This window comes from Streptacidiphilus neutrinimicus, assembly GCF_000787815.1.
GTDB lineage: Bacteria > Actinomycetota > Actinomycetes > Streptomycetales > Streptomycetaceae > Streptacidiphilus > Streptacidiphilus neutrinimicus.
In genome coordinates, this window is the sequence record NZ_BBPO01000148.1 from 2747 (window position 1) to 8962 (window position 6216).

Below are 6216 nucleotides of genomic sequence, written 5' to 3' on the forward strand. Positions count from 1 at the left end.
GGCGTAGATGCTGCCGACCAGCACGCCGCGGGTGGCCGGGCGCTCGGCGAGCCGCCGCACCGCCGGGGCGGGCAGGGCCTTCGCGCCGAGGCGCATGGAGAGCAGCAGGCCGAAGGCGTAGGCCTGCTCGGGACGGTTCCAGAACCCGGCGGGGGAGAGCGCGGTCACCGACCGGGCGAGCCCGCGCCGTCCCATCTCCAGGGCGAGCAGGCCGCCGAGCGAGTTGCCGGCGACGTGCGGCCGCTCGATCCCTAGCGCCTCGCAGAGCCCGCCGAGGCCCGGCACCACGGTGGCGAGGTCGTACGCGGAGCCCTCCGGCAGCGGCGCTGAGGCACCGAAGCCCGGCAGGTCGACGGCGAAGACGTCGTGCTCCTCGGCCAGCGCGTCCAGCACCGGCCCCCAGGCCTGCCAGTGGTGGCCGATGCCGTGCAGGAGCAGCAGTGGGGTGCCGCTGCCGCGCCGCTCGTAGTGCACGGTGACGGTCCGCGGACCCTGGGGCGTGTCGTGCTGGTACGAGACATCGGCGGGCATGCGGCACTCCCTGGGCGCGAGCGACTCTGGCACGTCTTACTAGACCTGGCGTCAGTAAGAATTACCGGACGGTAGCTTCGCCGACAAGAGGCCGGTCGCGATCCGTGGGCCGGGAGGCGGGACCCCGACCGTCCGGATCAGGGTGCCGTGGGGTTGTACAGCAGCATGTACGCGCCGTACAGGCCCGAACAGAGCGTGCCCGCGACCAGCGCCGCCACCAGTGTCGCCCGGGTGCGCACCCGAACCAGGCCGGCCGCGATCGGGATCAACAGCGGGAAGGCGGGGAGCAGGAACCGGGCGCGGGAGCCGAAGTACGCGGTGTCGCCGAAGGCGATCGCCATGATCACCATCGTGAACACCAGGAACGACAGCGGCTGCCGCTGCGCGATCGTGGTGAAGAACAGCACCGCGGCGGCGATCAGGATGCCCGCGACCACCGGGTAGTAAAGCCCCACACCCTGGGCGGTGGTGAAGAGGTGCTTGAAGTCGTGGGCCGTCGACTTGCCGAAGTCGAACTTGGAGTGCCACAGCGCCTGGATCTTGAAGTACGCGTCCCAGGTGTGCAGTCGCAGGCCCGTCCAGGCCACGAAGCCGATCCAGCCGAGCGGTGCGATGACGACCGCCACCAACGGACGCCACAGTTCCGGCTCCCGCTCGGGCGTCACCGCGCGCACGTCGCCGCCGTCGAACCACGGCAGCGAGTCCAGCCACGTCAGCCGACCCGGAAGCGTCCACCGAACGCCGCGCTCGCGGAGCCGGACCCAGATCTCCATCGCGCCCGTCAGCATCACCGCCGCGGCCACGGCCACGCCGGTCGGCCGGGTCAGGCCCGCCAGGACCGACAGCACCCCGGCCGCCAGCCAGCGCCGGGTCACCACCGCGTACAGCGTCCAGGCCGCCATCATGGTGAACGCCGACTCGCTGTATCCGGCCGTCTCCACCGCCGCGACCGGCGCGATGCCCCACAGCACCACGGCGACCGTCGCCACCTTGTCGCCGTAGCGGGCGTTGACCGCCGCGAAGATGCCCCAGGCCGCGCCCATCGCGCACAGGCTGGCCGTCACCAGGCTGGCCGCGCCCCAGGGCAGGAAGAACAGCACCGCGTGGACAGTGCGGATCATCCACGGGAAGACCGGGAAGAACGCCAGGTTGGTGCTCTGCAGCGGCACGCCCGGCAGCCACGGGCGGATCGCGTGGTCGTAGCCGTGCATGGCCACGTCCAGGTACCAGGCCGCGTCCCAGTGGACCGCGAGCCGGTGCAGCGCGTAGCCGGGGCTGCCCGGGCTGAGCAGCATGATCAACGACATGCCGGCCGCGCGGACCACCAGGAAGAGCAGCAGCGCCGGCTCGGCGGCACGCCACGCTCCGAACAGGGCTGCACGTCCCCCCGCGGGTATCAGGCCGGCCGGAAATCGACGGACCGGCGCCGTCGGCTCGGGGTCCTCCCCTGGGGGTTCCTCGTGCACGGGCGCGCTGGTCGGAGCGGTCACGGTTTCCTCGGAGACTCGGTGGATCGAATTCGAAGCCGCTGGTGGGACAGCGGGCCGCCGCGCCGCGCTCGGCCGCGGGCAGACATGCCAGTGTGGCACTCCACTATGTACGGATAATGTGTACAGCTCGGAAAATCGAGGTGAGATGACGGTCTGAACGCCTCCATGCTGTGCACACGACAGGCAGCATAGGAGCCGCCTTCCCCGCCCGAGCCCCCTGCGGAAGGCACTTTAGTCCGATTTTCGCCGCAAGCGTCACGGCGGACGCGAGCCCGCCCGCGCCTCGCCCCCGTCCGTCGGCGAGATCGTCTTCTTATGCGGTTTCACACCGGACTGTTGTGCCGACCGCCGGGCCGCCTCCGGCGCGTATCCCCGCGTCCGCCCGCGACGCCGCTCCGCTCCCCGTAGGATCGATCCGCACCGCAGGTCAGCACGGCACAGGTCAAGACGGCACAGGTCAGGACGGCACAGGTCAGGACGGCACAGGTCAGGACGGCACAGGTCAGGACGGCAGGTCGGCACCGCAGGCCGGCACGGCGAGGAAAGGGGCGGACGGATGGCGGGGGGCCACGCGACCGCGGAAAAGTCCGCCGCCAGCAGCCGTGCCTCCTCTTTCGCCGTCTCCCGGCTGGTGCGGCTACGGCGCGGCCTGCGCCGCGCGCTGCCCGCCCTCGCCGCCTACGCCGCCGTGCGCGCCCTCGGCGTCCTCTGCGTCGTCGCCTGGGGGTTGGGCCACCACGTGGCGCCCATCACCCGCCTCGGCACGCTCTGGGACGCCGGCTGGTACGCCCGCATCGCCGACCACGGCTACTCCCGCTCCGACGGCCTGATCGGCGCTCACGGCATCCCCTACTCGCCGCGCGCCTTCTTCCCGCTCTACCCCTGGCTCGGCCACCTGACCTCGGAGCTCACCGGCCTGCGCACGGCCGGCGCGCTCGTCCTCGTGACCTGGGCCGCCTCACTCCTCGCGGCCTGGGGGATCTTCGCCATCGCCGACCGGCTCTGGGGCTCGCGCGTCGGCCGCTACGCCGTCGTGCTGTGGGGGGTGCTGCCGCTCGCCGCCGTCGAGAGCTACGGCTACTCCGAGGCGCTGTTCACCGCCCTGAGCGCCTGGAGCCTCTACGCGCTGGTGCGCCGACGCTGGCTCACGGCCGGCCTGTTCTGCGTGGCCGCCGGGCTCACCCGCCCCAGTGCGACCGCGCTGGTCGCGGCCGTCGTCGTCACGGCCGCCCTCGAACTGTGGCGCGTCCGGGCGTGGCACTGGCGCCCCGTCACGGGGGCGCTGCTGGCGCCGCTTGGCTGGCTCGGCTACCTCGCCTACACCGCCTGGGCGGTGGGCTCCCCGACCGCCTACTTCCACATCCAGGCCGCCTGGGACACCGGCGTCGACTTCGGCTGGTCCATCCTGCGCTGGTACGCCGACGAGGCCACCCGCCTCTTCGCGTTCGGCCACCCCTCCCAGCGCCACGCCCTCGGGCACCTCCCGATGGCCGTGACCGGCCTGCTCTACCTCGGCCTGCTCGTCGCCACGCTGCGGCAGCGCGGCGCGCGGAGGCAGCCTGTGCCGCTGCTGGTCTTCGGCCTCGCGCTGTTCCTCGTCGACTTCGCCAACGCCTCGCCCGAGCCGCCCATCGCCCGCTTCCTGCTGCCCGCGTTCACGCTGCTCTACCCCGTGGCCCAGTGGCTCGCCGCGCGCCCGCGACTGGCCCGTCCTCTGCTGGTCGCCGCCGCGATCGGCTCGGCCTGCTACGGCGTCGCCCTCACCTTCCACGGCGGCGCGCCTTCCTGACGTCGACGCGCCGCCGTGCAAGGAACCGAGAGGGAGGAGGAGCCGAGGGGCCGGGGATCCGGGGGAACCCGGGAACGGGGATCCGGGGAACGGCCGTCAGTCGGAGAAGACCTCGCCGCGCTCGGCCTTCTCCACCAGCAGCGCCGGCGGTTCGAAGCGCGGACCGTAGGCGGCCGCCAGCTCGCGGGCGCGGGCGACGAAGCCCGGCAGGCCGCCCTCGTACCCGTTGACGTACTGCAGCACGCCGCCGGTCCAGCCAGGGAAGCCGATGCCGAGGATGGAGCCGATGTTCGCGTCCGCGACGGACGTCAGCACCCCCTCCTCCAGGCAGCGCACGCTGTCCAGCGCCTCCGCGAAGAGCATCCGCTCCTTCAGGTCCCTGAGCGGGACCCCGCGGCCCTCGGGCGTGGAGAAGTGCTCCCGCAGCCCCGGCCACAGACCGGCGCGCCTGCCGTCCACGTAGTCGTAGAAACCCGCGCCGCCACTGCGCCCCGGCCGGCCGAACTCGTCGAGCATCCGGTCCAGAACGGTGTCGGCCGGGTGCGGCGTCCAAGTCCCGCCCGCCGCCTCGACGGCCTTGCGGGCCTCGTCGCGGATCTTGCGCGGCAGCGTCAGCGTGAGCTCGTCCATCAGCGAGAGCACCTTGGCCGGATAGCCCGCCTGCGCCGCCGCCTGCTCGACCGAGGACGGGTCGACCCCCTCGCCGACCATCGCCACGCCCTCGTTGATGAATTGCCCGATCACCCGGGAGGTGAAGAAACCGCGGGAGTCGTTGACCACGATCGGCGTCTTGTTGATCTGCCGCACCAGGTCGAACGCGCGGGCCAGCGCCTCGTCCCCGGTGCGCTCGCCCTTGATGATCTCGACCAGCGGCATCTTGTCGACCGGCGAGAAGAAGTGCAGCCCGACGAAGTCCTCCTGCCGCTTCATGCCCTCGGCGAGGAGCGTGATGGGCAGGGTCGAGGTGTTCGAGCAGAGCAGCGCGTCCGGCGCCACCACGTCCTGGATCTCCGCGAAGACCTGGTGCTTCAGCTCGGTGTTCTCGAAGACCGCCTCGATCACGGCGTCGCAGCCGGCCAGGTCGGCGACGTCGGCGGTGGGGGTGATCAGGGCGAGCAGCGCGTCGCGCTCGGCCTCGGTCGTGCGACCGCGCGACAGCGCCTTGTCCAGCAGCCCGGCGGAGTACGCCTTGCCACGCTCGGCCGCCTCCACGGTCATGTCCTTCAGCACCACCTGGATCCCGGCCTTGGCGCAGGAGTAGGCGATGCCCGCGCCCATCATGCCCGCGCCCAGCACGGCCACCTTGGCCACCTTGCGGGCCGGGACGGCGGCGGGACGGTTGGCGCCGGAGTTGACGGCCTGCAGGTCGAAGAAGAACGCCTGGATCATGTTCTTCGAGGTCTGACCCGTCGCCAGCTCGGTGAAGTAGCGGCCTTCGATCGCGAACGCGGTGTCGATGTCGACCTGCGCCGACTCGACCGCCGTCGCCAGGATGTTGCGCGGCGCCGGGTAGGGCGCGCCCTGCAGCTGCTTCTGCAGGTTCGCGGGGAAGGCCGGCAGGTTGGCCGCGAAGGCCGGGTGGCTCGGCGTGCCGCCGGGGATCTTGTAGCCCTTGACGTCCCACGGCTGCTGCGCCGTCTCGTTCGCGTCGACGAACGCGCGCGCCCGGGCGAGCAGCTCGTCGCGGTCGGCGGCCAGCTCGTGCACCAGCCCGGCTTCGAGGGCCTGGGCCGGACGGTGCTGCGTGCCCTGCAGCAGCACCTTCAGCAGCGCGTCGGTGATGCCCAGCAGCCGCACCGTGCGCACCACGCCGCCGCCGCCCGGCAGCAGACCCAGCGTCACCTCCGGCAACCCGATCTTCACGGACGGGTCGTCCAGCGCCACGCGGTGGTGACAGGCCAACGCGATCTCCAGACCGCCGCCCAGCGCCGCGCCGTTGATCGCGGCGACGACCGGCACCCCGAGCGTCTCCAGCGCCCGCAGGTCGCGCTTGAGCGCCATCGAGCCCTCGAAGAACTCCCGCGCGTTCTCCGGGCGGACCTGGCTGAGCAGGCGCAGGTCGCCGCCCGCGAAGAAGGTCTTCTTGGCCGAGGCGACGATCACGCCGCGCAGCTCGCCCGCCTCGCGCAGCGCCTTCAGCCGCACGACGGTCGCCGCGAGGTCGGCGCGGAACGCCTCGGTCATGGTGTTGACGGACTGCGTGGGGTCGTCCAGGACGAGGGTGACGACGCCGGAGCCGTCCTGCTCCCAGCGGATGGTGGTGGTCTCGGCGGCTGCGGATGCGGCTGCGGATGTGGCTGCGGCCGCGGTGGTGACGGCGGTGGTGTTGGTGGGGGACTGCTCGTTGGTCATGTCAGCTTCTCCAGCGGGCGTGCGGTGGCGGTCGCGTTCGGGGTGGGGGAGGGG

The 6216-nt window shown here is 72.4% G+C and carries 4 protein-coding genes; 1 reads left to right on the top strand and 3 read right to left on the bottom strand.

What is annotated here, in order from left to right; all coding sequences use genetic code 11:
• Together TR48_RS37695 and TR48_RS37700 are read right to left on the bottom strand one after the other, a co-directional pair.
• On the bottom strand, positions 1-531 hold a 531-nt coding region (locus TR48_RS37695; protein WP_042375309.1), incomplete at its 3' end, for an alpha/beta fold hydrolase.
• Between the two features lie 137 nt (positions 532-668).
• A complete protein-coding gene (locus TR48_RS37700; protein ID WP_052443378.1) occupies positions 669-2021 on the bottom strand; it encodes a putative hexosyltransferase in 1353 nt (450 codons plus the stop codon).
• Positions 2022-2577: 556 nt separating this feature from the next.
• On the opposite strand from TR48_RS37700, the gene TR48_RS37705 reads away from it, so the two are divergent.
• Positions 2578-3810, top strand: a complete 1233-nt coding sequence (locus tag TR48_RS37705) for a putative hexosyltransferase (RefSeq protein WP_052443379.1) — start codon at positions 2578-2580, stop codon at positions 3808-3810.
• 96 nt (positions 3811-3906) lie between these two features.
• On the opposite strand, the gene TR48_RS37710 is transcribed toward TR48_RS37705, so the two are convergent.
• The gene (locus TR48_RS37710) at positions 3907-6162 is read right to left on the bottom strand and encodes a 3-hydroxyacyl-CoA dehydrogenase NAD-binding domain-containing protein (RefSeq protein ID WP_084730096.1); all 2256 of its coding nucleotides are present in this window, start codon (positions 6160-6162) and stop codon (positions 3907-3909) included.
• Positions 6163-6216 lie beyond the last annotated feature (54 nt).